Genomic DNA, 22,580 nt, shown 5'->3' with positions numbered 1-22,580 from the left:
ACAAAGCCGCTGATATATTTATTCAGCGGCTTTTTTATTGTGTGCGTGTCTATAAACGGTTGTCAGCGTTAAGGCGCAGTAAATGAAATGATTACTGTAACCGGCTTATATGAAATTGGCGATTACAGGTTTTTAAGCATGGGGACGCAGGCTAAATTGAAGCCTCGCGGAGACTGATACACACTTTGTTTGTCTCCCACAAAGCCACACTTGCGATAAAATGCCACCGCATTTAACGTGGCCTGCAATGATAATTGTGTTAAGTTATGTTGCTTAGCTAGCGCTTCAATATAACCGAGCATACGTTGACCTAAGCCAAGCCTCATGACCTTAGGGTCGACAAATATAGCATCAACTTGCGCTTGTTTAATATCTAACATCCCCACGGCAACAATCGCGTTGTTAACCAGTAACACATATCCATGATGCGCAAATTCACCGGCAAAACGTGGGTCGAGTTCGCCGCAGGTCCACTGCTCCATATCTTGAGAGTCATAAACCGACACGCATTGATGCAAAATCGCGTCATTACGTATGCGATAAGCCACTACCGCATCGTCAACAGTGGCTTTACGTATACTTGATTGCTCGTGAGGGGCATTTAATGAGTGCGTTTTCGCTTGACAGGTAAGAATCCTTTCTTTGGTCATTTAAATCTACTCTTTATGCAAGGTGAATAGGATTAGGGTTTTAATGTTTCCAGTTCAATCGTTAAGCTATCATGGGCGTTAGACAATAAGATTTCACCTTCAGAAAGACTAAATTGCAATGTCATGGTGCGCTCAACAAATGCGGCCATGGCCTTTACTGCATCTTCAGGAATATTGACAACAGTTAAATTGTCATAACGATTAAATGCACTTTGGTTTTGTTGCCACCAAATTGGCACACTTCGGCCACCATAAGTATAGAGCATGACAGATTTTGATCTGCCCGCAGCCTTGCGTAACCATTTTTCATCAGGCTGACCAAAAGCAACCCACAAATTAATTTCGCCGCTTAAGCTAACATCCCATAGCTCTGCTTCATCATCAACACATAATCCCTTGCTAAAAGCTAACGTGTCGCTGGCATTTAGCACAAAAGCGAGTAAACGTACCATTAAGCGTTCGTCAGTTTCTGATGGATGCTGGGCGACAGTTAAATTGTGATCGCAATAATAGTGTCTGTCCATATCTGCAATTTGCAATGTTGTTTTATATACCGTTGCTTTTAACGCCATGAAAGTCCCAAAAAATAAGCCAGCAATTATGCTGGACTAAAAATAGAAAAATACGCCAGCCAAATACTGCACGTAAAATAATAAATTAGGCAGCTGAACCACTGCCTATTGAAAGCGCTATATATTACCAGTACGAAGGTGTTTCGCTGCGGGAAAGTATGCAGTAAGTTCGTTTAACTGCGCGGTGTCAGTTAGCAGTAAAATTTTATCACCGCGATTGACACATTCAGTTATTGCACTTTTAGTGATTAACGGCAAACGGCTAGCATCACGGCGCAATAACTCCAGTAACTCACTCGCTATAGGTTGGTCACTATACACGGTATCAATGCGTTGTAATAACGGTAACGCAGCAATTGGCAATAAATGGGCATCAACACTTTCATCGATTAACAGTATTTCACCTGCACTGCTGTAATGAGTAAACGCTTGTTGATAGTGCTTTTCTGTTTGTTGGTCAAAACGGTCACCATTTTGCTGAAAAAAGCGTTCCCAAAATAATCGGCGGTCTTTGGTACTGATTAATTTTTGTTGCACTTCGAGGCGTTTATTGGCGACAAATTCAAATAACGGCGCAAGTGACTGCGGTAACAATGCTTCTAATTTAGCGCGAATACTGCGGGCAAAAACAGGCGCAGCGCCAGATGTGCTAATTGCCACCGTTAATTTACCGCGATCAACGATTGATGGAGTTATAAACTGGCAACGACTTGGGTTATCGACCACATTAGCCCAAATATGCCGCTGGGCAGCAATAATGGACAATTGACTGTTTAAAGTATTATTGGCCGTCGCTAAATAAATGAGGTCATATTGGTCAATGTCAGACTCTTGCACCTCACGCTGAATAACCTTTATACGCCCTTGTTGTTGGTAAGCTTGCACTTCATCACTAATATCTGGCGCAATAACCTCTATTTGTGATTGAGTACGAGCCAGTAAATCAATTTTGCGGCTCGCGACTTCACCCGCGCCAACAACCAGTACGCGGATATTTTGAGTGTCTACGAAAATAGGAAAATACTGCATGGTTTCTCTTTTAGTTTGACGCGAATAACGACTTGGCTTAAACCTGACGATATACCAATTTACTCAAGATGATTATTGCGTTTGTTGCCACGCTTTGAAACCACCAATTAAAGAATAGACGGCGCGATACCCCATAAGCTGTAAATGGTAAGCCGACATCACTGAGCGATGACCGCCACCACAATACAACACCATAGGCTGATTTTTATCCGGATATAACCGTTCAATGTCTCGCTCAATAATACCACGTCCTAGATGAACGGCTTGTGGGATAAATCCTTGCTGCCATTCATGATCCTCACGAATATCAATTAATAATACTGCTGGTGTATGCTCATATTGAGTAAAAGTGAGTTCATTAACTTTAGGGCGTATAGATTCCACTAACGCGACAAAACCAGGAGAATGTTGCATGTTAAACCTGCTATATAATGGAAAGAGTTAACTAAAAAGACAATTAACAACGCTGAACTGACGCATGTTGAAATTGACAATTTACAGGCCATGTAATACCACGATGCTACGGCTGATTGACCTTATGAAAAAGCTTAACCAATGCCTCGTAAATCGATGCTAATTGTCTCGGGTTTATTATTCGCTTTTTTGCGCACTGCATTGCCAGCAGAACTCAAAGTTACCATGGTTAATTTCATGACATTGAACACATGTCCATTGAGGTCGTTCAACATTATGGGTTTCAAGAATCGATTGTGCTTGAGTGAGATCGCGCTTATTAACCCACAATTCAACATTTTGCATATCTACCGGTAACTCACCTACGCCACCCAATAACGCCTCACCTTTAAGCTCGACAGTTATAGTATGAGTTTCAAGTAAACCTTTCCATGTGTGAGCTTGAAGTAAATTTCCGCCTGTTAACAGGACTTTTTTATCTTCCATATTGTCATCCTTACAACATTGCTCTTGTTGGCAAATTTTATTTATCCTAACTGAGCAACGATATGACTGTCGATAGTTTGACCGTGAATAATATTTATCCGCTTTGTAAACGCGTAAACAGACCTAAGCAATTAACAACAATCCAAACTCTGCGGTTGTTGGTGATCATGACTTTTTTAGGCACATTTAGTGACTTTGCCAGCCAACTCAAGACGCGATACAAATAATTACATCAATTCTACGACATTGAAGGTGTATCAATTAGATACGACCCACAAAACAATCTACCCACAAACCCCTTTATTTACAGATAGATAGATAAAATTAACTATCGTTTCCACTGTTACATTTAACGCGTTTTTTTTGAACATGAATTCTAACTATTCTTGCTAGTTAGCCAACGTATTTTATGTAATTGTATTGGCAGTGGTCATACCTTATAATCAAAAAATAACATTATTAACCTATTGATAGCGTTAATTTTACTTCGTTTAATCTGGCACAGTGAATTCATTATGATGCGCATCTCCAAAGCTTTATTAAGCTTCTTAAGCGCGGTCGCCGTAACCTACTTCTTTACTGTTTTAGCCTTTAATAACGGCGTTGATGCTCTTCAAAACAAAGAATCTAAGTTTAAAGTCACACTTGAAAATGTTGACCTATTTGAACAGATAAACCCTAAGTTTATTTCATTACTTGCACTTGAATACCCTGTCATAAAAAACGAGCAAGGCTTTTTCGCCATTTTAGAAAATCATCTAGATGGTTCCGCGATTGGGGTGAAAATCACTGACGTATATAAAGAAGTATTAATGTTCAGCAATCTCCCTTTGCTGTTGTTAATCATTTTAGCTTTTGGTACGCCTTGTTATATCAATAGACAAACTGCACGCAAACTTAAATCATCACTCAAACAAGTTAACCTTGAAGCAGATAAGCTGCTTGATATTTACAAAATAGAGCTTGCACCCATATCGCAACAAGACCCTGTGGCACGTTTAAACCAATCATTGGTTGAGCTCAATAAAAGTGTGTTAGCCCATTTACAACAAAATCAAATCAGCATATTTCAAGATAAACTCACTGGTTTAGCTGATCGGCATGCCTACCTTGAACATTTACAAACCCAATTAGATAACGCTGAACAATTTAGTCGCCGCCAAGCATTACTCTTTATCGACCTTGATGGCTTTAAACAAGTTAATGACTCATTTGGTCACTCATTTGGTGATGAAATTTTAATACAAGTGGCACAACGCTTAACGACAGTCGTGCGCACCAACCAATTAAGTAAGCTTAATCCTGTTACGCAATTAGAGCAGAATTTAGCGCGATTAGGGGGGGACGAATTTTCTATTTTTATTGAAAATATATGTGAAGATGAACAGATTATTGAAGTTGCCGCAAACGTATTACAAGAGATTGAGCGTGACTTTGTACTGGGAAATAAAACCATAAAAATTGGTGCCAGTATTGGTATTGCCGTTTATCCCGATAGCGCAGCAACGCCTAATGCGCTGTTGCAAATGGCCGATGTGGCAATGTACCGAGCGAAAACGGATGGTCGGGGTATTTTCAGAGTTTACACTCCTGAAATGGGCAGTAAAATGAGGCGCTACCATTATTTGCTCGAAGAATTACGTCTGGCAATGATAAGCCAAAACTTTCACTTATCGTTTCAGCCTATTGTGCAAGTAGACGATTGCACCATTGAATACTTTGAATGTCTAGTCAGATGGCATCATCCGATTGAAGGGGCGATATCGCCAGCAGAATTCATTCCTATTGCCGAAGAGTCGAACCTTATTTTAGAGCTTGGTAATTGGATTTTACTTGAAGCCTGTCGACAGATGTCTGCTTGGCATAATGCGGGCATGAATAATGTGAGAATGTCGATTAATATCTCTGGCGTGCAACTTAAACATATTCCTTTACATGAATGGATTATGACTACCTTAAGCAAAGTTGGCTTACCGCCAAGTGCCATTTTGCTGGAAATAACAGAATCATGCTTTATCGACGCCTCACAGCAGGTCATCGACAACTTACAAAAACTGCGTGATGAAGGTGTCTTAATCGCAATAGATGACTTTGGAACAGGTTTTAGCTCGCTCTCTACATTGGCTAATTTACCTGTTGATGTCATTAAGATTGATAAACTGTTTATAGAACAGGCCAATATTAACCCTAAATACTTAAAAATACTTAATTCAATTAGTGATTTAGGTAAAAACCTTAATTTAAAAATTGTCGCGGAAGGTGTTGAATTAGCGGCACAATTTCAATTGATAAAAAAACTGGGTATCCATTGTGTACAAGGTTATTTAATCAGTCGACCAGAAACCTCACACCACGTTGGCGCAAATGTTATTCGTAATAACCTTAATCATATCGCGTTGACTGGCACCACCGTCTGTTTACCAAAATCCCATTCAGGGAGCTAATACTGAAAAATATATAGTAAAATCATTAAACAGGTTATATACCTGCAGCGCGTGAATAGGTTGTCGCCTAAACAACTTTAGCTGTTCCCATAAGCATTAAATTGGCTAGATTAAAGTAACCTGACATAGATGAAAGCTCACAAGCACTTGCATTAGCAATCAGGTTGTAATTTAAACCTATTAATTATCAGCGGTCATTTGTCACCTATCACCTGTCACCTATCACCTGTCACCTATCACCTGTCACCTGTCACCTATCACCTGTCACCTATCACCTGTCACCTGTCACCTATCACCTATCACCTGTCACCTGTCACCTGTCACCTATCACCTATCACCTATCACCTATCACCTGTCATCTGTCATCTATCATCTATCATCTATCATCTGTCATCTATCATCTATAATCTGTCATCTGTCATCTGTCATCTGTCATCTATCAGCTGTCATCTATCAGCTGTCATTTGTCAGTTGTCAGTTGTCAAAGCACTATATTTACGTAGTAGCCCTATCATCCCGGTTAACGATGCATATTGGTCTCAGGTTAATGGTAGAGACAAAAAAGCCTGCAATATTGCAGGCTTTTAATTCTGGTTCAGATGAGTTAATAAAGCATATTAATGCGTCATTGGCGTCTGATCAGCACCTTCTTTTTCAATCTCTACTGGCATCATATGTTCACGATTAATGCCCAATTTAATTGCTAAGTAAGAAGCAACATAAATTGACGAGTAAGTACCCACAAAAATACCTAATAATAATGCCGTGGCAAAACCATGGATCATAGTACCGCCTTTAAGGAACAAGGCTATAACGGTAATTAATGTCGTACCTGTCGTGATAACAGTACGGCTCATAGTTTGCGTAATTGAAATGTTAACGACTTCTTCTGGTGTGCCTTTACGGATTTTTAAGAAGTTCTCACGGATACGGTCATATACCACAATCGTATCGTTGAGAGAGTAGCCGACAACGGTTAACAAACCTGCCAATACGGTGAGGTCAAACTCTAATTGTAAAATTGAAAAGACACCAAGAGTCACGATAACGTCATGGGCAAGCGCCGCAACAGAACCTGCTGCAAGACGCCATTCAAAACGAAATGACACATAAATCAAAATACAAATCAGTGCAACCAGTACGGCTAATCCACCTTGTTCGGCAAGTTCTTTACCTACTTGCGGGCCAACGAATTCAACCCGTTTTTGGATGACATTTTTATCAAGTGTCGTTGCTGCTACCATCACTGATGCAGTTTGAATGTCACTTTTAATGTCTTCTCTCACTGGGAGTCTAACCAAAACAGAACGGCTCGAACCAAAGTTCTGAACCAGTGCCCCTTCGGTTTCATCAGTTATCATTTCACCGCGAAATGCATTGAGATCAACAGGCGTTGAAAACTCAAGCTCAACAACAGTACCACCGGTGAAATCAAGCCCCCAGTTAATACCTTTTGTTGCTAAAGAGCCTAAAGAAGCAATGACTAATATCATCGACATCAAGCTAATTGGTGCCGCATGACGCAGGAAGTTGATTGTGTTTTTTACTGAAAATAACTGTAACATATTCAATCTCTTCCTAAATTGACAAGGTTTTGAGACGTTTGCCGCCCCATAACGCGTTAACAATAGAACGTGTGCCAACAATTGATGTAAACATTGACGTTGCAATACCAATCATCAGGGTCACCGCGAAGCCTTTCACAGCCCCTGTCCCTACGGCAAATAAAATTAATGCTGTTAGGAATGTAGTGATGTTAGCATCGGCGATGGTTGAAAACGCATTACCATAACCTTCATGAATGGCTTGTTGCACACTGCGACCAGCCAGGAGCTCTTCACGTATTCGTTCAAAAATAAGCACGTTACCATCAACGGCCATACCGACAGTCAATACCATCCCAGCAATGCCCGGTAAGGTCAGTACGGCACCCGGGATCATTGACATCACACCAACAACCATAATCAGGTTAGCCATCAATGCAAGGTTGGCAATAAAACCAAATGCACGGTAGTAAATCAACATAAACAGTAATACAACCGCCATGCCCCAAATCATTGCTTGAACACCGCTTTGAACGTTCTCAGCACCTAAGCTTGGGCCAATGGTACGCTCTTCAACGATGGTCACTGGCGCAATTAACGCACCTGCACGAAGCAATAGCGCTAAGCTTTGCGCTTCTTTATGATCTAAACCATTGATAACGAAGTTACGTCCTAGACGTTGTTGAATGGTGGCAACTGAAATAACCTCTTCTATCTTGGTCATTTTCACGCTGCCATCTTCGTTACGGTCGCCACTGTCTTTGTATTCAATAAATAATGTGGCCATTGGTTTGCCAACATTGTTTTTAGTGACATTCGAGAAGATAGACCCACCTTTAGCATCGAGGTTAATTGACACTTGCGGGCGACTGTATTGGTCAAATGAAGGTTGTGCGCCAGTAATGTGATCACCCGTTAGCATAACTTCTTTTTTCAATACAGCTTTACCACCACCACGGCGGTCAAACACTTCTGAACTTGGCGAGATACGACCTGAATTAGCAGCTGCTGCATCGGCCTTATCATCTAACATACGAAATTCAATTGAGGCTGTTGCACCCAAAATTTTCTTCGCACGTGCAGTATCTTGTACACCAGGAAGCTGAACGACAATTCGCTCAGCACCTTGGCGCTGTACAATAGGTTCTGCAACACCCAACTCATTGACACGATTACGGATCGTAGTCATATTTTGTTGTAGTGCATCTTCTTTAATTTGTTTTAGATAGGTATCACTCATGTTGGCTAACAAGACAAAGTTGCCATTACTGCTGATGTCTGAGTAAACCATGTCTTGACCGCGCGTTTTCAAGAAACGTTCGGCTTGGTCAAGGACTTGTGCATCACGGAACTTAATTTCAATGCCGCGTACGGTTTTACGCACACCAGCATAACGAATTTTTTCTTCACGTAATTGGCCACGGAAATCGGCAATTTTAGCCACTTCCATTTTACGAATTGCTTCGCCCATATCCACTTCCATTAAGAAGTGAACACCACCGCGCAAATCAAGACCTAGTTTCATTGGCGAACCACCAACGGCTTCAAGCCATTGTGGGGTTGCGGGTGCAAGGTTAAGAGCCACGGTGTACTTGTCACCTAACTTCTCAGAGATAACCTCACGAGCAAGTAATTGCTGCTCAGCATCTTTCACTCGTACCAACAACTGACCATTTTCGAGCTCAGAGCGTTTTACCGCAATGTTTTTACTCGCTAATAGATCCGTCACTGTTGATTGCGTAGATGCATTGACTTCGAAGCCACGCGTTCCAACAATTTGAACGGCGTGATCTTCACCAAACAGGTTCGGGATTGCGTAAAAGCCACCAACGGCGATGATTAACATCACCATGATGTTTTTCCACATTGGATATTTATTTAACACTACTGAGCCCTCTCGGCTTACAACGACTGAATTGAACCTTTAGGTAAAACGGCCGAAATATAGTCCTTCTTAATAGTAATTTGATTGTTATCATTAATCGCTAATAACACATAGTCATTTTCGGCACTGATTTTAGTCACTTTGCCTAAGATGCCACCATTGGTTAGCACTTCATCACCTTTTGAAATCGATTCCATTAGGTTTTTATGCTCTTTCACACGCTTTGATTGTGGACGGAAAATCATGAAGTAAAAAATTAAACCAAACACAACTAGCATGAAGATAAGTTGCATGGTTTCACCACCTGCCGCTGCAGGGCTAGCTGAGTTTGCATATGCGTTTGAAATAAACATAGTTCTCTCTTTTATTATATTGGATTAAAAAATTACTCTTTTAGGTCAGGAACTTCTCGTCCTAAACCGGTATAGAAGTCTTTAACAAAGTCATCTAATGTACCTGCAGCGATTGCTGCACGCAAACCTTCCATCAACATTTGGTAGTAACGCAGGTTGTGAATGGTGTTTAAACGAGCACCTAAGATTTCATGGCAACGATCAAGGTGATATAAATACGCACGTGAATAGTTTTTACACGTATAACAATCACACTTTTCATCCAATGGTGAAGTATCATCACGATGACGTGCATTACGAATTTTAATCACACCTTCACTGGTAAATAAGTGACCATTACGAGCGTTGCGTGTTGGCATTACGCAGTCAAACATATCCACACCACGACGCACACCTTCAACCAAATCTTCAGGTTTGCCAACGCCCATTAGGTAACGAGGCTTATCTTGTGGGATTTGCGGGCAAACATGCTCAAGAATGCGGTGCATATCTTCTTTTGGTTCGCCTACGGCTAATCCACCAACGGCATAGCCGTCAAAGCCAATGTCAGTTAACCCTTTGATGCTTTCATCACGTAAGTCTTCGTAAACACCACCTTGGATAATACCAAATAAAGAATTAGGGTTTTCTAAGCGGTCAAATTCGTTACGTGAACGTTGAGCCCAGCGTAAAGACATTTGCATCGATTTACGTGCTTCATCATGCGTTGCAGGGTATGGCGTACATTCGTCAAAAATCATCACCACGTCACTGCCCAATGAATCTTGAATTTGCATTGATTTTTCTGGGTCTAGAAAAATCTTTTCACCATTAATTGGTGAACGGAAATGCACACCTTCTTCAGTGATTTTACGAATGTCGCCCAAGCTAAATACTTGGAATCCGCCCGAGTCAGTTAAAATTGGACGCTGCCAGTTCATAAAGTCATGTAAGTCACCATGTTTGCGCATGATTTCTTCGCCTGGGCGTAACCATAGATGGAATGTATTGCCCAATAAAATGTCTGCGCCTGTTGCGCGAACTTCTTCTGGTGTCATTCCTTTTACGGTGCCGTAGGTGCCTACTGGCATAAATGCTGGTGTTTCAACCGTACCGCGTTCAAAAATCAATCGTCCGCGACGTGCGCGTCCATCTGTTGTATCTAATTCAAATTTCATAGTTCACCTTGCCAGATAAACAGTCTGACAGCATTGAGTGTGTTATAGAGATAGGGGCAAATTTTGTATCTTCAAGTGACTGTGACGTAAACCAGACAAAATGCCGTAAAAAAGCCCACTCACTAGTGGGCGGATATAGTAAAGCAAAAACTTAAGTTAGTCGGCTTTTTTTGTCACAAACATCGCATCACCATAGCTAAAAAAGCGATATTTTTGCGCTATCGCATGTTGATACGCGTTCATCACGTGATCGTATCCGGCAAATGCGCTTAATAACATGATTAATGTTGACTCAGGCAAATGGAAGTTAGTCACCATGGCGTCGACAACTTTAAACTCATATCCAGGGTAAATAAAAATATCGGTGTCGCCACTAAATGAGGATAGTGGGTTTTCTCCACTGGCTTTGGCTGCACTTTCAAGCGAACGAACCGACGTTGTTCCTACCGCAATCACTCGGTTGCCACGGGCTTTCGTTGCCGCAATTTTTTCAACGACTTCAGCATCAACGTTGGCCCATTCAGAATGCATTTTGTGTTCAAGTACGTTATCTACTTTTACTGGTTGGAAAGTACCCGCCCCTACATGTAAGGTCACAAATGCAGTGTCTACACCTTTGTTTTTCAATGCCGCCAGCATTGCATCGTCAAAATGCAACCCTGCTGTGGGCGCAGCAACAGCACCTGGTTTGTCGTTATAAACGGTTTGGTAGCGCTCTTTATCGGCGTCTTCATCTGGACGGTCAATATAAGGTGGCAAAGGCATATGACCAATGTCTTCGAGTACTGCTAAGATTGTTGAGTCACTTTCAAGGCCTAATTCAAATAATGCATCATGCCTTGCTAGCATTCTCATTTGATAGCCATTGTCTAAATGGATCATGGCATCCACTTTCGGTGATTTTGAGCTGCGAACATGGGCAAGCACACGTTTGTCATCTAGCATGCGCTCAACTAATATTTCTAATTTTCCACCAGTCGACTTTTGCCCAAACAAACGAGCAGGTATCACCCGCGTATTGTTAAACACAATTAAATCACCCGGATTTATCATTTCAAGAATGTCAGTGAATTGCTTGTCAGCAAGCTCACCTGTTGGGCCTTTTAGGCTAAGCAATCTTGATGCATTACGCTCAGCGGTGGGATAACGGGCGATAAGCTCGTCAGGTAATTCAAATGAGAAGTCTGCTACGCGCATAATGACAAAGTCCTAGAAACAAAAACGGCCGCTAGTCTATGACTGCAGCCGAATAATATCAAGGTATAGCTGATTATTTTGTCAGCTTTTCTTCTGTTAAGATGTCTTCAATATCAATACGCTTAGCCGAAGAGATTTTGTGAATATCATCCATTTTAAATATATGTGTTTCATAGTTTAAATCTATCTCCACTTTGGTTCTTTTTTGGAGAGAGTCGCGCCCTAAAATTTTATTTAACCAGTTTTTTATCATCCTTGATCCTTAAAACCGAAATGAAGTTATAATGCTAAAAGCTATTTTTCGCGCATGGTTTTTATGCTTATTTAAGCGCCTAATTGTGCAGTCTAGTAAAGTTAGCAAGCACATTTAACCAAATCGCAACACTTGATAAACATAATACTTCATTTTAATCAAAATAAAAGTACAAATTATGAACTTCCTTGCTCACGTACATTTGGCAGACAATAGTCAAACCAACATGATTGCCAATCTTGCTGGTGATTTTGCAAAAGGTAAAATAGAACACTACCCACAACATCTCAAACAGGGAATATGGTTACATCGTCAGATTGACTCAATGACAGACAGTAACGATATAATTATTGATTTAGTCAAAGCCTTCCCCGCACGTTCAAGACGCGTCGCTCCTATTTTAATTGATTTAACCTTTGACCATTACTTAGCCTTTTATTGGGAAGAATATCATCATCTACCATTAGCCATTTTTTGCCAGCAAGTTTACGCCGCCATTAATGCCACTGAAGAATTACCACCTAAATTAGCTGACATCGCCCCCCAATTGATTCAACAAGACTGGCTTAGCCTTTATCAAACTCGTGAAGGGTTAGCGAAAGCAGTTAATGGTGTGGCAACTCGGTTATCTAAACCAGAATTATTTACTTATGCAAATGAAGACATAGATAAGCTGTATGTTGAAATTGAAATCGCGTTTAGAACCTTCTACCCACAACTAATGGCCTTTAGTCGTATTATCAGTCGCAGGACTCCTGACGAGTATCTCAATCATGCTTAACCGGCTAAAGATGCGAGTTAAGCAACCTTCGTTTTGGTTTAAGCAGTGTCGTGACTTATTCATTTTAATTGCAGTGTTGTTTGCTGTTGCGACTTATATGCAGCGAGATATGGCAAAAGGCATCGCACCTAACATCTTGGCTGTTGATATCAACCTCCAACCAATAAGTGAATTTAATCATTCTCCACCACAGGCCACTTTGGTGTACTTTTGGGGTTCTTGGTGCTCTATTTGCAGTATTACATCGCCAAGTGTCAATCGTATTTTTCTAGATGGTACGCCTGTTATCACTGTTGCGGTAGCTTCTGGCTCAAATACCCAGGTCACCGACTATTTAACCGATCATGACTATCAATTCCCCGTCATTAATCAATCTGAGCAGCAAAGCTATTCTCAGCAATGGGGCGCATTTGGTCTCCCCGCCATTTATATTGTCGACAAGCACAATCAAATAGCGTTTGTTACCTCTGGTGCTACCTCTTATTGGGGATTAAAACTGCGCTTGTGGTTAACAGACCTTTTGGCTTAATTACACACAATGACTTTAAATAACATTGTTTGATATCCTTAATCTGTAAGTTGTTTCTAAAGCAACGTGATCTTTTTATCTGTAGAGCTTAATCATGCAAGTTTTTGAATACACGCCACCGGCTATACCTTGGTTAGATATACGCTATATTGACCGCGATATTATCGTTATTAATAAACCGTCAGGTTTGTTGTCAAACCCAGGTATTGCAGCACATACCTATGATTGTGCGTTAACACGGCTTCAAACCATTTACCCAGAAGCGATTTTGCTCCACCGCCTTGATTGTGATACTTCAGGCGTAATGGTATTTGGGCGCAATAAAAAAGCCGAGTCGAGTATTAAAACCCAATTTCAAAACCGCCAAACAACCAAAGTGTATATTGCCGAGGTCGCAGGGAAACTTGCTCAACCTAAGGGTACAATTGACTTAGCTTTGGCAGCCAACCCAGATCAACGGCCATTACAACAAGTTAGCAGTGAAGGCAAAACTGCGGTAACGGACTATCAAGTATTAACTTCACTCGCTGATAGCTCGTTAGTAGAACTTAAGCCTCAAACAGGCCGAACTCATCAATTACGGGTACATATGTTAGCCATTGGTCATGTCATTTTAGGTGATAACTTTTACGCAGAAAGCAAGCTAGCAAAGGCCAGAACGCGTTTACAACTGCATGCCCAATCACTCACGTTTACCCACCCTTATAAAGGGACTTCAATGCGTTTTTATAGTAAGCACCCTTTTTCATAAAACGGGCTTTAATTACTGTTTTGTCGGTGACAAACAGCCACAAAAAAACGAAGCTAATTAGCTTCGTTTTTTATTGCAGATAGTCACGCTAAATATGAGCAGTTAACTCATTAAGCGTTTTTTCTGCGGCTTCACACGCTGCAGCGGTAAACACAACGTCAGTTGAACTATTTAACGCCGTTTCAGCAGAGTCTTGAATCACCCCGATAATAAAGCCAACCGCAACAACCTGCATCGCAATGTCATTTGAAATACCAAACAAGCTACACGCGAGTGGAATAAGCAGTAGTGATCCACCAGCTACACCCGACGCACCACAAGCAGATATAGCCGATACCACACTTAATAATAGCGCGGTACTAAAATCAACTTCAATACCAAGTGTGTGAGCAGCAGCAAGCGTTAACACTGTAATCGTAATCGCTGCGCCGCCCATATTTATGGTTGCACCTAACGGGATAGAAACTGAATAGGTGTCTTTATGTAAGTTTAACTTTTCACATAATGCCATGTTTACTGGAATGTTCGCGGCACTTGAGCGGGTAAAGAATGCCGTTACACCACTTTCACGAATACACTGCAAAACTAATGGGTATGGGTTACGACGAATTTTATAAAACACAATTGCAGGGTTAACGATAAATGCAATAAATAGCATTGAACCAACTAATACCGCTAATAGCTGTGCATAACCTGCTAAGGCATCAAAGCCTGTTGTCGCGAATGTCGTAGCAACTAACCCAAAGATACCAATAGGCGCTAGGCGAATAACAAAACGTACAATATTAGAAACGCCTTCACTTAAGTCATTTAAGACTGCTTTAGTTGAATCGGCACTGTGACGTAGTACCACCCCTAAACCAATACCCCAAGCTAAAATACCAATATAATTACTCTCAATTAGAGCATTAACTGGATTATCTACAATTTTAAATAGCAGAGTATTCATCACCTCAAGTATACCTTGCGGTGGGTTGCTACCTTCAACACCAGCGGCAAGCACAAGATGCGTTGGGAACAAGAAGCTAAATGCAACAGCTGTCAGTGCTGCAGCCAATGTACCAAACAGATAAAGACCAATAATGGGTCGCATATTGGATTGACTATTACTTTTTTGGTTAGCAATGGACGACATGACCAATACTAATACCAGTACTGGGGCAATGGCCTTTAACGCGCCAACAAAAAAATCTCCGAGAAAAGAGACGTTTTTAGCATAATCAGGTGAAATAGTTGCAAGAATAACACCCAATATTATCCCGCCGATGATTTGTAAAACGAGACTACCATTAGCAATTTTTGCTAACAATGAGTTATTTTGATTCATGAATGGACCTTCAATTTCTTTATAATTTTAATTTTGATAAAACAGATAGCGCAAAAATATTTAGATATATGAGTAACCACATACTTAAACAGTGATATAACAGTTTAGCTGCAATTTAGTCTAGTTATTTACTCGATAAAAAACTTAAAGTGACTTAAGCATTGCATCCTCAACACATTACACTAACATTCATCATATGGTGGGCCATTTTTAACTTATATTGTTTTTTTGTGCACCACGTAACATGGCATCTATCAGCTCTTTGGCATCAAATTTTGTTAACGCTTCATCAGCACCAACTTGTTTTGCTTGGCTGACACTGATCTCGCTAGAAAGTGAGGTATGCAAGATAATATAAGCATCGGCTAATTTAATGTTATTTTTCACTTCAAACGAAAGCTCATAACCATCTAAACCAGGCATTTCAATATCACTGACCAAAATGTCTATTGGTTTATTGTTATTGGCTCCATCTTGCATAATTTGCAAAGCATCATGACCATCAGCTGTCACCAAGTAAGGAATATTAAGCGAGTCAAGTGCATCACTAAGTTGCTTACGCGCCACTTTTGAGTCATCAACAAGTAAGATAGTAAGCGGTTTTAATTGTTCTCGTTGCACATCAGTCAGCATAGCTCGATTGGTTGCAGGATCATCCGGAAAAATGTTAGAGAGTAACAATTCAACATCCAGTAACTGCACAATGTCATTTTCAAACCGAGTGACTCCAGTTAGGTATGCGTTAGTCCCTAACGTATTAGGAGGAGACTCGATATCGCGCCAGTTACATTCAATGATTTTTTCAATATGCCTAACGATAAAACCAATAACCATCCGCTGACAATCAGTGATAATGACATAACTGTCTGCAAGCTCTTCATCGCTTATAGGACGAAAACCGATAGCCGCAGCCATGTCAATAATTGGGATTGTGGCACCACGAAAATTTGCAGTGCCTTTAATAGCACGATGTGAGTGTGGAAATTTAGTTAATGGACTAAACGGAACTAATTCACGAATTTTTAAGGTGCCCAAGGCAAATAATTGTCGTTGGCTTAGCTTAAATAATAATAAACCTTGAGACTGAGTCGCCTTACTACTTTTATTATTCATTGCATCCTCATGGTTAACTATTTACTAAACTATATCATTGCAGCACGAAAAGAAGCTGAGAACAAACACACAAGTTTACAGCTTGATAACGCAAATTGAATGACATTTTTATTATGCTAGCCAATACCGATGAAGATACAGCAACAATCCCCACCACACACGACAAGATAATGACCACTGATATTGTACAGAAATGAACGAATCAACAACAAGCGGTAAACACAGATGTTTAATCGCCCTGTGCAGAGTAATTAGCGACAAAAGAAATTGAAAGTTAAGCAGTTAAGCAGTTAAGCAGTTAAGCAGTTAAGCAGTTAAGCAGTTAATACTAAAAAACAAAAGCATTAGTGCTATGGGCAACAATGCTTTTGTTTTTAAAATAGACTCGAGACAAATACAAGTAATCGCTATTGCAGTTCGTAAAGCACATCATAGACAAATTGATCCCAACCTTGGGCATCAAAAGCATGACCACTTGCTAAACGAGCTTGGCTAACGGCATGTACAGGTGCAGCACCATTGACCATTAGATAATATGCCATCACCAATTCAGTTCGATTAACACCCGTTTTACAGTGCAATAATACGGGTTTGTTTGCTTGTTCTTGCTGTTGAATAAACGTCAAGATAGATGGCAACACTTTAGCATAATGCGCTAAATCTTCGGGTTTTGGTGGTACATTATTAGGTAAATTAAACACTTGATGTTCAATCGCAAGAGAGTCCATTTGCTGGGTATCACATTGTTGTGCGTCATTAAGGGATGCAATGGCGCTGAACCCTGCAGACTTTAACTCTTGTAAGTTCCAAGTTTGCTCACTCGGTCCGCATCGTCCGGCAATCAGACCCTCTTTCAACCAAAATACATGTTTCATAATGCCTACTTCTTTTTGGTGACTGCTAAAAGGAGGATATCCTCCTACTCAGGGTTACTTTTGGTTTGTGACCAAATATTTTTATTTGCTTGTGGAATATTTGTACGCTTCTTTTTTCCCATACCTTCAGGTTTAGCCATTGGTTTTGGGATATCTAATAGTGTCTCAGGCATCTCATCATCCGCTTCAAAGCCTGCAACTTGCTCTCTTTCAAGGCGAATTTTATTCTTTTTCTCTATCACTTTAAAATGATGATAATCATCATGACTAAGTAAGGTTAGCGCTAAACCAACTTCACCCGCACGGCCGCTTCGGCCAATTCGGTGCATGTAATCAGCTGGGCTTCGTGGCAAATCAAAATTAATAACCACTGGCAGTTTGTCGATATCAATCCCGCGTGCGGCAATATCGGTAGCAACAAGCACATCAATGTCACCTTGCTTAAATCCGTTAAGAACACGGGTTCTAGCACCTTGAGCTTGATCCCCATGGAACACTTGTGCCGTTATGCCGCGTTTTTCAAGTTTTTGGGCTAAGTGATTACAACTTTTTTTCGCACTTGCAAAAATAAGCACTTGGCGCCAGTTATTTTCTTTAATTAAATGCGCTAATAACGCGGTTTTCTTTTCGCGATTAACCGTCATTACCCGTTGTACTAAGGTGCTCTGCTCTGCGCTTTGTAAAGCAAACTGCTTAGGGTTAACCAGTAACGCATTCGCCAATGAGTGGACTTCTTCGGGAAACGTGGCTGAAAATAACAACGTTTGTTTTTGTTTTGGTAACAAAGCCAAAATGTTATTTAATTCATCTGCAAAACCTAAGCTCAATAATCTGTCTGCTTCATCTAATACAAACTGTTTAACTTGATTAAGCTTTATCGCATTGGATGAAACTAGATCTAATAAACGACCAGGTGTTGCCACTAATACGTCCGCACCGCCACGCAGTGCTAACATTTGAGTATTAATAGAGACCCCGCCCAACGCACAAACCACCTTCACCTTGCCATTAAAATGCGAGGCGTATGAAATGAAGTTATCAGCGACTTGTTTAGCGAGTTCACGTGTTGGCACTAACACTAAATGGTGAATCGTATTACTGGTCTTTTTCGTCGTCGCAGGATTATCAAGTTGCATACTCAGTTGTTGCAGTATTGGCAAAGCAAAAGCAGCCGTTTTGCCTGATCCTGTATTGGCACCAGCCATGACATCTACTCCCGTTAAAATAACCGGAATCGTAGTAGATTGAACCTCAGTCGGCGTTTGATATCCCAACTCTGTTAGTCGAGATAAAATAGATGCATGCAGAGCAAAATCTGCGAACGTTGTCGTCAAAGCCGTTGCCATAAAAGTAAGCCAATGTGAGTTTATCTGACTGTTATTTTACCTTAGTTCTTATTGGCAATACTATGTTTGCATTCATTTAACGACGCACATTTAACAACAGTAACAACTCAACAACAACATCCCCATTTGCAATGGCGTTTTAATCCATCACTTAAGTATTTAAACCCTTTCATGATGGGATTTATTTATCTTCACGGCATTACAAAACCGTTTATCACTGCACTTCTAAATTCAGCAGGTATTGCTTCATTGCTAAACCATGAGCATAACCGGTTAATTTGCCACTTTTTCCTATCACCCGGTGACATGGCACCACAATGGCAATCGGATTTGCGCCATTAGCTGCACCAACTGCTCTGACAGCTTTTGGTCGTTGTATTTTATTAGCAATATCGCTGTAACTACATGAACTGCCGTATGGAATTTCAGTTAAAGCTTGCCAAACCTGCTGCTGAAAAACAGTGCCTTTAGGTGACAAGGTTAAATTAAAGCTTTTCAATGTACCGTTAAAGTAGTTAATAAGCTGCTCTATACCAGCATGTAGATAGCCATTAGCACATTTAAGATCACTCTCTTTTGAGTCGATTAGTACTGCTGAATGCGTTAATTGTGTTGATATTGATGCGTCTGGCACCTCAAACACACGCTCCATTGTTAAATGGGTAATACCAACTGTTGATGCTTTTATCAATATGATACCCACAGGGCTATTCACTTTGGCTTCGATAATTGGATCTTGATATGACGGAGTTTGACTCATGTTTGAACCTAAATACTTAGTTATGCTTTCAATGATAGTGATTTAGCCATTTAAAGCTAATTAACCACAAGATTGCTTGCTAATCGATTATTCGACGTTAGGTTTCGCTGAACAGTTGTGCCAGATTTGTAATGTAAGGTAACTCCCCCATGGGGTAACATTTTGCGCTAACTGCTTTGAAACTTGGTTGTATTGTGGATTAGTTAGTTCTTTATTCTGATTTTTATAACAGTGTTTTATGCCATTTTTAATCACTAAATCTGAAGTCAGTAATACATCAGAATCACGCGCGCCACGCATTTGGGCATAAGCAACCGTCCACGGGCCAATGCCTTTAACACTTAACCACGATTGCGGTGTAGAGTTTGGGTTATCTGCAATATACTGACCAAGCAAATTAAGTGCATTCTTGCGTGATTGCGGCATTTTAAAACATGTTAAACTAGCTCTTGCTATTACTTCTGGGCGTGGAAACAGTCGATAGTTTTGCCCTTGAATCACCACTTTCTCGCCATATTCCTCTACTAGCACATTTAGTAATTTTGTTGCTTGAGTTACGCTAACTTGTTGACCAAGAACCGCCCGACACGCCGCTTCAAAACTGGTTGGCACTCCAGGTAATCGCAAACCTGAATTGAGTTTTCCGCCAATATCAATGTATGGTTGCATATTTTGCTCTATAAGTTGCATGTCAGCATCAAGATCAAACATCTGCCGAATTGCATTGACCAACGGCATTAACTGACCAATATCCTCGGTATTTATCAGCACTAATTCTAATTTAAATTGATTTTTATCTTCAACGGGCGTAATGGTTAATAGGCCAATGATGTGATTAAACTCGAATGTACGGCTATAGCTTAATGAGTCAGCAGACTCCATTGCATCAACTAATCGAAATTGGAAGAACTGCCACATACTCGACCAATCAAAAGGCGGACGATAACTTAATATCAAACTTACCGTTGTTGAACCTTTGTCATTATCAGTTTGCTCAAATTGCTTTTTTCTAGCGGCAGACGGCGTGAGCTGCAATGTTTGCTTAAATGCTTCATTAAATCGACGGATACTATTAAAACCAGCAGCAAGAGCTATCTCAGTTATGGATAACCGACTTTCGCTGAGCAACTGCTTAGCAAACATCACTTGCTGATAAAGCGCATACTTTTTGGGTGAGGTTCCAATATTTTGCTGAAAGAGTTGCGATAAATAACGAGGGCTTATACCTAACCTATTTGCCAAGTGTTTAACACTTGCCCCCTGCTCCGCATTTAAAGCACCTTGATGAATAAGTTTTATCGCCCGATTAAAGGTGGTTTGCGAGCCAAGCCAAGCATTTGAAAATGGCGCACTGTCTGGACGACACCGCAAACATGGCCTCAAGCCATAATTAGCGGCTTTTATTGCGCTATCAAAATACCGGACATTTTTTTCTAATGGTGCAGGAGCAGGACAAGTTGAACGACAATAAATACCTGTACTCAACACGCCAGTAAAAAATAAGCCATCAAAACGAGGATCACGACTCAACCTCGCTTGTTGGCAGGTAGTACTGGGTAAATTGCACTGAGATTCAATAGACATAGTGGCTTGCGATGGTTAATTAATTTATTCACTCTACCGGATAACATTAATAAAACTAGCGGAAAACGGAACTCAATAGTCATCATTTTATTATGCCACTGTTTTTGCCGCTTGCTCTATTATCATAATTCGACTTGCCATATCTTTACCCCATATCTTATAAGCTGCTGATCCAGGGTGAAACCCATCCACAGCCATCATATTAAGATTGAACTCAAATGGGATATCGACAAATTCCACCGCAGGGTATTTAGCTATTTTAATTTGCAGTAGCTGATTTAATTTTTTTGCCCGTTCCCCTAGCCACCAACGTAATGGGTTAGGTAGTGCAGGAAAAGCGTGTACAGGTGGAAGCTTAGTGAATAAAATATGTTGTGTATGAAATTTATTTTGAAGTAGCACAATAATTTTTTCAATATTCTCAAGCCATTGTTGAGAGGTGGTTTGTTGAGTGACATCATTTACTCCAATTGATATCACTGCATAATTAACCTCAAAAGCAGTGATCTTTTGCAATCTTTTGAGTAAATCAAAACTATTATCGCCATTTTTAGCTTCTAAGCACCAGTTCACTTCTAATTGTTGAGCCAATTCATCGACTAACTGACCACTTAATGCATGTTGTTGATAAGCCACCCCAACGCCTGCAGCAGCAGAATCCCCAGTAATGAGCAAAGTTCTTACTTCACCTTTACCTTGTCTCCCTACTCTCTTACCTGTTGGTTCGGGCAATTTAGTTGTCACAAAGCGGACATATTTACCTTGCAACCAAAATACGGGGGATAAAACTAACACAACTAAAAAGCTAATAAGGGCATTATCCATTGCCGATTCTCTTTTAAATCCAATATGTTTAATAACATATCGCTGAATATACTGTCTGTAAACAGACCAATAGGCACTTCAGACTAAATATTCATCACCACGTATTTTGGACACAAAAAAACCACCTTTCGGTGGCTTAATGTGTCTTTTCTAAAAAGAAAAGAAGTGGTATCCCCTAGGGGATTCGAACCCCTGTTACCGCCGTGAAAGGGCGGTGTCCTAGGCCTCTAGACGAAGGGGACCCGGACATATTGTTTTACTTCTAATATAACGAAGACCTATAAGTCACACTTTCAAAGGCTGTAAAAGTGAAACCACCGTGCTCTTATAAATAATAGCGCGGTGTCCTAGGTACTCTCTTCTTTAATCGAAGGGACCCGGACTGCATTAGACTCTGCAAAGAGTGAATACTCATTAAGTTCTATAGGCTAAAACTTAACGCTTGGCTTTATTTACCCGATGAAACATCCAGTAAAATAAATAGTGGTATCCCCTAGGGGATTCGAACCCCTGTTACCGCCGTGAAAGGGCGGTGTCCTAGGCCTCTAGACGAAGGGGACCCGGACATATTGTTTTACTTCTAATATAACGAAGACCTATAAGTCACACTTTCAAAGGCTGTAAAAGTGAAACCACCGTGCTCTTATAAATAATAGCGCGGTGTCCTAGGTACTCTCTTCTTTAATCGAAGGGACCCGGACTGCA

At 40.6% G+C, this 22,580-nt stretch carries 22 protein-coding genes and 2 tRNA genes; 4 read left to right on the top strand and 20 right to left on the bottom strand.

Annotated elements, in window-relative coordinates; genetic code table 11:
• Positions 1-122: 122 nt before the first annotated feature.
• The 5 genes from G3R48_RS05590 to G3R48_RS05570 form a co-directional block, all read right to left on the bottom strand.
• Positions 123-650 carry a GNAT family N-acetyltransferase gene (locus G3R48_RS05590; RefSeq protein WP_153662407.1) on the bottom strand — a complete coding sequence of 176 codons (528 nt, stop codon included), beginning with the start codon at positions 648-650 and terminating at the stop codon, positions 123-125.
• Between the two features lie 32 nt (positions 651-682).
• Positions 683-1,222 carry a YaeQ family protein gene (locus tag G3R48_RS05585; protein ID WP_153662409.1) on the bottom strand — a complete coding sequence of 180 codons (540 nt, stop codon included), beginning with the start codon at positions 1,220-1,222 and terminating at the stop codon, positions 683-685.
• 117 nt (positions 1,223-1,339) lie between these two features.
• The gene (locus G3R48_RS05580) at positions 1,340-2,251 is read right to left on the bottom strand and encodes a precorrin-2 dehydrogenase/sirohydrochlorin ferrochelatase family protein (protein ID WP_153662411.1); all 912 of its coding nucleotides are present in this window, start codon (positions 2,249-2,251) and stop codon (positions 1,340-1,342) included.
• A 72-nt stretch (positions 2,252-2,323) separates the two neighbouring features.
• Positions 2,324-2,665, bottom strand: a complete 342-nt coding sequence (locus tag G3R48_RS05575) for a rhodanese-like domain-containing protein (protein ID WP_153662413.1) — start codon at positions 2,663-2,665, stop codon at positions 2,324-2,326.
• A 177-nt stretch (positions 2,666-2,842) separates the two neighbouring features.
• Positions 2,843-3,151, bottom strand: a complete 309-nt coding sequence (locus tag G3R48_RS05570; RefSeq protein ID WP_153662415.1) for a putative signal transducing protein — start codon at positions 3,149-3,151, stop codon at positions 2,843-2,845.
• 515 nt (positions 3,152-3,666) lie between these two features.
• Here G3R48_RS05570 and G3R48_RS05565 point away from each other — a divergent pair.
• Positions 3,667-5,595: a putative bifunctional diguanylate cyclase/phosphodiesterase gene (locus G3R48_RS05565; protein WP_228497327.1), complete on the top strand. Its 1,929-nt coding sequence runs from the start codon at positions 3,667-3,669 to the stop codon at positions 5,593-5,595.
• Positions 5,596-6,212: 617 nt separating this feature from the next.
• Here G3R48_RS05565 and secF read toward each other — a convergent pair.
• The 6 genes from secF to G3R48_RS05535 form a co-directional block, all read right to left on the bottom strand.
• A complete protein-coding gene (gene secF / locus G3R48_RS05560; RefSeq protein ID WP_153662417.1) occupies positions 6,213-7,160 on the bottom strand; it encodes a protein translocase subunit SecF in 948 nt (315 codons plus the stop codon).
• 13 nt (positions 7,161-7,173) lie between these two features.
• Positions 7,174-9,024 carry a protein translocase subunit SecD gene (gene secD, locus G3R48_RS05555; RefSeq protein ID WP_212593232.1) on the bottom strand — a complete coding sequence of 617 codons (1,851 nt, stop codon included), beginning with the start codon at positions 9,022-9,024 and terminating at the stop codon, positions 7,174-7,176.
• A gap of 17 nt (positions 9,025-9,041) precedes the next feature.
• On the bottom strand, positions 9,042-9,377 hold the full coding sequence (gene yajC / locus G3R48_RS05550; protein WP_153662419.1) for a preprotein translocase subunit YajC: 336 nt from the start codon (positions 9,375-9,377) through the stop codon (positions 9,042-9,044).
• Between the two features lie 32 nt (positions 9,378-9,409).
• Complete coding sequence (gene tgt, locus G3R48_RS05545; protein ID WP_153662421.1) at positions 9,410-10,534, bottom strand: tRNA guanosine(34) transglycosylase Tgt; 1,125 nt, start codon at positions 10,532-10,534, stop codon at positions 9,410-9,412.
• A gap of 156 nt (positions 10,535-10,690) precedes the next feature.
• Positions 10,691-11,731, bottom strand: a complete 1,041-nt coding sequence (queA, locus tag G3R48_RS05540) for a tRNA preQ1(34) S-adenosylmethionine ribosyltransferase-isomerase QueA (RefSeq protein ID WP_153662423.1) — start codon at positions 11,729-11,731, stop codon at positions 10,691-10,693.
• A gap of 73 nt (positions 11,732-11,804) precedes the next feature.
• A complete protein-coding gene (locus G3R48_RS05535) occupies positions 11,805-11,984 on the bottom strand; it encodes a hypothetical protein (protein ID WP_153662425.1) in 180 nt (59 codons plus the stop codon).
• A gap of 178 nt (positions 11,985-12,162) precedes the next feature.
• Between G3R48_RS05535 and G3R48_RS05530 the strand changes: the two genes are divergently transcribed.
• The 3 genes from G3R48_RS05530 (at position 12,163) to G3R48_RS05520 (ending at position 14,045) form a co-directional block, all read left to right on the top strand.
• Positions 12,163-12,765: an acyl carrier protein phosphodiesterase gene (locus tag G3R48_RS05530; protein ID WP_153662427.1), complete on the top strand. Its 603-nt coding sequence runs from the start codon at positions 12,163-12,165 to the stop codon at positions 12,763-12,765.
• The gene (locus G3R48_RS05525) at positions 12,758-13,294 is read left to right on the top strand and encodes a redoxin family protein (protein WP_153662429.1); all 537 of its coding nucleotides are present in this window, start codon (positions 12,758-12,760) and stop codon (positions 13,292-13,294) included. Before G3R48_RS05530 ends, G3R48_RS05525 begins: the two co-directional genes overlap by 8 nt.
• A gap of 94 nt (positions 13,295-13,388) precedes the next feature.
• Positions 13,389-14,045 carry a pseudouridine synthase gene (locus G3R48_RS05520; RefSeq protein ID WP_153662431.1) on the top strand — a complete coding sequence of 219 codons (657 nt, stop codon included), beginning with the start codon at positions 13,389-13,391 and terminating at the stop codon, positions 14,043-14,045.
• Between the two features lie 88 nt (positions 14,046-14,133).
• Here G3R48_RS05520 and sstT read toward each other — a convergent pair whose 3' ends face one another.
• From sstT to G3R48_RS05475, 9 genes are all read right to left on the bottom strand, one after another.
• Complete coding sequence (sstT, locus tag G3R48_RS05515; RefSeq protein WP_153662433.1) at positions 14,134-15,372, bottom strand: serine/threonine transporter SstT; 1,239 nt, start codon at positions 15,370-15,372, stop codon at positions 14,134-14,136.
• A 210-nt stretch (positions 15,373-15,582) separates the two neighbouring features.
• Complete coding sequence (locus G3R48_RS05510; RefSeq protein ID WP_153662435.1) at positions 15,583-16,485, bottom strand: chemotaxis protein CheV; 903 nt, start codon at positions 16,483-16,485, stop codon at positions 15,583-15,585.
• A 407-nt stretch (positions 16,486-16,892) separates the two neighbouring features.
• Positions 16,893-17,360, bottom strand: a complete 468-nt coding sequence (locus G3R48_RS05505) for a protein-tyrosine phosphatase family protein (RefSeq protein WP_153662437.1) — start codon at positions 17,358-17,360, stop codon at positions 16,893-16,895.
• Between the two features lie 44 nt (positions 17,361-17,404).
• Positions 17,405-18,706 (bottom strand): DEAD/DEAH box helicase, encoded by a 1,302-nt coding sequence (locus tag G3R48_RS05500; RefSeq protein ID WP_153662439.1) that lies wholly within the window; start codon positions 18,704-18,706, stop codon positions 17,405-17,407.
• Between the two features lie 214 nt (positions 18,707-18,920).
• A complete protein-coding gene (locus G3R48_RS05495; RefSeq protein WP_228497329.1) occupies positions 18,921-19,466 on the bottom strand; it encodes a methylated-DNA--[protein]-cysteine S-methyltransferase in 546 nt (181 codons plus the stop codon).
• An 87-nt stretch (positions 19,467-19,553) separates the two neighbouring features.
• Positions 19,554-21,050, bottom strand: coding sequence for a DNA-3-methyladenine glycosylase 2 family protein (locus tag G3R48_RS05490; RefSeq protein ID WP_153662441.1), 1,497 nt, complete (start codon positions 21,048-21,050; stop codon positions 19,554-19,556).
• 90 nt (positions 21,051-21,140) lie between these two features.
• Positions 21,141-21,875 carry an SGNH/GDSL hydrolase family protein gene (locus G3R48_RS05485; RefSeq protein WP_153662443.1) on the bottom strand — a complete coding sequence of 245 codons (735 nt, stop codon included), beginning with the start codon at positions 21,873-21,875 and terminating at the stop codon, positions 21,141-21,143.
• 166 nt (positions 21,876-22,041) lie between these two features.
• Positions 22,042-22,117, bottom strand: a tRNA-Glu gene (locus tag G3R48_RS05480).
• 242 nt (positions 22,118-22,359) lie between these two features.
• Positions 22,360-22,435 (bottom strand) — tRNA-Glu (locus G3R48_RS05475).
• Positions 22,436-22,580 lie beyond the last annotated feature (145 nt).

The organism is Shewanella intestini, assembly GCF_018221465.1.
Taxonomy (GTDB): Bacteria; Pseudomonadota; Gammaproteobacteria; order Enterobacterales; family Shewanellaceae; genus Shewanella; species Shewanella intestini.
Note: the sequence above shows the minus strand (reverse complement) of the source record. Positions and strands in the feature narration are given on the sequence as shown.

Excerpts from the sequence above, each read along its gene's own strand:
- G3R48_RS05590 (WP_153662407.1), bottom strand. The coding sequence starts at position 650 with ATGACCAAAGAAAGGATTCTTACCTGTCAAGCGAAAACGCACTCATTA.
- G3R48_RS05585 (WP_153662409.1), bottom strand. The coding sequence starts at position 1,222 with ATGGCGTTAAAAGCAACGGTATATAAAACAACATTGCAAATTGCAGAT.
- G3R48_RS05580 (WP_153662411.1), bottom strand. The coding sequence starts at position 2,251 with ATGCAGTATTTTCCTATTTTCGTAGACACTCAAAATATCCGCGTACTG.
- G3R48_RS05575 (WP_153662413.1), bottom strand. The coding sequence starts at position 2,665 with ATGCAACATTCTCCTGGTTTTGTCGCGTTAGTGGAATCTATACGCCCT.
- G3R48_RS05570 (WP_153662415.1), bottom strand. The coding sequence starts at position 3,151 with ATGGAAGATAAAAAAGTCCTGTTAACAGGCGGAAATTTACTTCAAGCT.
- G3R48_RS05565 (WP_228497327.1), top strand. The coding sequence starts at position 3,667 with ATGATGCGCATCTCCAAAGCTTTATTAAGCTTCTTAAGCGCGGTCGCC.
- secF (WP_153662417.1), bottom strand. The coding sequence starts at position 7,160 with ATGTTACAGTTATTTTCAGTAAAAAACACAATCAACTTCCTGCGTCAT.
- yajC (WP_153662419.1), bottom strand. The coding sequence starts at position 9,377 with ATGTTTATTTCAAACGCATATGCAAACTCAGCTAGCCCTGCAGCGGCA.
- tgt (WP_153662421.1), bottom strand. The coding sequence starts at position 10,534 with ATGAAATTTGAATTAGATACAACAGATGGACGCGCACGTCGCGGACGA.
- queA (WP_153662423.1), bottom strand. The coding sequence starts at position 11,731 with ATGCGCGTAGCAGACTTCTCATTTGAATTACCTGACGAGCTTATCGCC.
- G3R48_RS05535 (WP_153662425.1), bottom strand. The coding sequence starts at position 11,984 with ATGATAAAAAACTGGTTAAATAAAATTTTAGGGCGCGACTCTCTCCAA.
- G3R48_RS05530 (WP_153662427.1), top strand. The coding sequence starts at position 12,163 with ATGAACTTCCTTGCTCACGTACATTTGGCAGACAATAGTCAAACCAAC.
- G3R48_RS05525 (WP_153662429.1), top strand. The coding sequence starts at position 12,758 with ATGCTTAACCGGCTAAAGATGCGAGTTAAGCAACCTTCGTTTTGGTTT.
- G3R48_RS05520 (WP_153662431.1), top strand. The coding sequence starts at position 13,389 with ATGCAAGTTTTTGAATACACGCCACCGGCTATACCTTGGTTAGATATA.
- sstT (WP_153662433.1), bottom strand. The coding sequence starts at position 15,372 with ATGAATCAAAATAACTCATTGTTAGCAAAAATTGCTAATGGTAGTCTC.
- G3R48_RS05510 (WP_153662435.1), bottom strand. The coding sequence starts at position 16,485 with ATGAATAATAAAAGTAGTAAGGCGACTCAGTCTCAAGGTTTATTATTA.
- G3R48_RS05505 (WP_153662437.1), bottom strand. The coding sequence starts at position 17,360 with ATGAAACATGTATTTTGGTTGAAAGAGGGTCTGATTGCCGGACGATGC.
- G3R48_RS05500 (WP_153662439.1), bottom strand. The coding sequence starts at position 18,706 with ATGGCAACGGCTTTGACGACAACGTTCGCAGATTTTGCTCTGCATGCA.
- G3R48_RS05495 (WP_228497329.1), bottom strand. The coding sequence starts at position 19,466 with ATGAGTCAAACTCCGTCATATCAAGATCCAATTATCGAAGCCAAAGTG.
- G3R48_RS05490 (WP_153662441.1), bottom strand. The coding sequence starts at position 21,050 with ATGTCTATTGAATCTCAGTGCAATTTACCCAGTACTACCTGCCAACAA.
- G3R48_RS05485 (WP_153662443.1), bottom strand. The coding sequence starts at position 21,875 with ATGGATAATGCCCTTATTAGCTTTTTAGTTGTGTTAGTTTTATCCCCC.